At 35.3% G+C, this 2,468-nt stretch carries 2 pseudogenes; both read right to left on the bottom strand.

Going from position 1 to position 2,468, the window contains the following annotated elements:
- A pseudogene (locus tag ACFIJR_RS08260) lies at positions 1-1,368 on the bottom strand (autotransporter outer membrane beta-barrel domain-containing protein); the annotation flags it as partial.
- Positions 1,369-2,158: 790 nt separating this feature from the next.
- A pseudogene (locus tag ACFIJR_RS08265) lies at positions 2,159-2,354 on the bottom strand (transcriptional regulator); the annotation flags it as partial.
- Positions 2,355-2,468: the final 114 nt, after the last annotated feature.

The raw sequence follows: 2,468 nt of genomic DNA on the forward strand, positions 1-2,468 counted from the left end.
CTGTCCACCTTTTTCTGCAAATAATGCAGCTTGTTTTCCACTTACAGCACCTTTTGTCTTCGTGATTTGGGCTTTTGGACCTTCTGCATGAAGTCCATAACCATCAGATGATGTAACTGCAGCTTTTTCGTCTAAAGTAATGGTGCTGCCTTCTTTCGCATATACCCCATCAGTTTTTCCGTCGAATGATCCTCCAGAGACTGTTATTGTGGAGTTATTATTTGCAAATATGCCTGTTGTCGCTTTAGTGACGGTTACATTGCTTAAAGACACAGTGCTTTTTTCGGCACTTATTCCTTTATCTATCAAGGCGTCATCTTTGCTGCTCGATATTTTTACATTGTCCAGCGTGTTTTTATTTTCATCACTTCCGCTAGCGTTGAAAAGAGCACCTATTTGAGATGCTGTGATGGAACCACCGGTCATACTGGCTGTAGCTGTATTTTGTATATCAAGGCCGTTTGCAACTTTTTCAATGGTTGTTGTGCCTTTTAATGTAATGACGCTGTTAGCGCCATCGGCTTTTGCGCCAGTACTCTTTTTTTCAGTTTCAGAGCCGGTTATTGTCAAATTTTCACTAACGATTTTGCTACCAAATGCTGTATAAAGCCCAGTTACCATATTTTCAATGGTTGTTTTGCCTGTTAATTCAATCATAGTATTTGGCAAGTAGGCCGCTATACCGGTGCTATTGGTATTTTTTTCGTTCTGAGAGCCGGTTATTGTTAAATCTTTACTAACGATTTTGCTACCAGTTGTTGCCCTAAGACCACCGCCAGCAATGTCTTTAATGGTTGTTTGACCCGTTAATTCAATCACGCTATTAGCACCATCGACGAATATACCAATGCTGTCTTCTTTAGCTTCAGGAAGGATTATCGTTACATCTTTTGCAGTGACTTTACTGCCCTTATTTACCAGAAACCCGTTTGCAACTTTTTCAATGGTTGTTTTGCCTGTTAATTCAATTGTACTATCAGGATCTGTGGTTGTTACACCAGTTCCTGTATCGTCTCCTTTTATTTTTAAATCTTCGCTGGTGATTTTACCACCTGTTTTTGCTAGGATCCCATCCACAGCTTTTTCAATGGTTGTTGTGCCTTTTAACGTAATTTCGCTACCAAGATCTGTAGATGTTACACCAGTTTTTTCAGATTCAGTACCGGTTATTTTTAAATCCTTGCCAATGATTTTTCCAGCATTTGTTGCTTTAATCGCATCATAGTTTTTTTCGGAGGCGTCGCTGGAGACGTCTTTTACGTCTTCATTACTTGTAGCACTTAGGACTGTCGCATATGCGCTGAAATGGGTGCTAAACAGCATGACAGCTACGGCAGCTGTGCCGGATAAAAGAGATTTTTTAAACATTTAGATATTTTCCTTAACTTATAAGCCCCACGCATTCTTCCCCCGCTTACAAGAAGGATATCAAAATGAATGGTTTTCTACTTTGGAGATCAATAGATTGTTTTTATTTTTATGTAAAGTATAAAAATGTTTTTTTATAAAAAATACATAACGTTATATTATTATATTATTATATTATTCATTATGAAATAAATATAAAACTAAATTATAAATAAAAATTATTTTATAATATTATAAATTATTTATATTTTTTGATTGTATATCATAGTGTTATTATTGTGCATTGTTTAGAGATAAACTTTATTGAGTTATAACAAGAAAGAAAAGAATGGAGAAAATATTAGAAAAAAGAAACAAGAAGAGAGGAAATGAGCAATAAAGAATAGCAGTATCTATGCTGCTGTGGATATACAAAAAAGAAAGTTTGTCGTTTGACAGGAGTTTTTTTTAAGTGGGAATAGGTGGGAGTTTATGATTTTTTTATGACTAATTTTCACCATTAAATGGGCGTTTTATCAAAATGGATTTTGACATCTAAAAAATAGTGAAAATGAGAAAAAACTGTGATTCAATGGAAAAATAGGAAAAGGCTTTGAAGATTTAAAAAAAACTCTGTGAAAGCCTAGAAAACCGCCTTTTAAGCCCCTTTGAAAAAAATCTATAAATTGTGAACTTCGCTCCAAAATCAGCCCAAAAAGCAAAAAAAGATATAATATGTTAAAAACAAAGTGTTATTAAAAATCTTAATGTAAGGAGAAATGCACCTTCATTTTCCATTGTATAATGATGGTTAGGTTGGATTTGTGTAGTTCTTGAGTGCTTTTCCAACCTCTATTTGACGTTTTAAATGCAATTTTAAAAAGAGGTAAGGTAAGCTCTATTTTTTCTCTGTCTTTGATGTTTTGAACAAGCTCTTGTAACTTTTTATCAAGCTCTGCTACGAGTTCCGCTGTATCTTCAGGGGGAAGTTTAATTGTTGCATTTTTGTTACCTGATTGATCCCTTTGTACGGGTGGCAAATTCTGATGGGGGTGTTAGTGTTAAACCCGCAAGTCCTTTTGCTGCCGCCATGTTTATCAAACGTGATAAGCAAAGGGGTG

The organism is Bartonella sp. OD88NMGDW (genome assembly GCF_042193775.1).
Classification (GTDB): domain Bacteria; phylum Pseudomonadota; class Alphaproteobacteria; order Rhizobiales; family Rhizobiaceae; genus Bartonella; species Bartonella grahamii.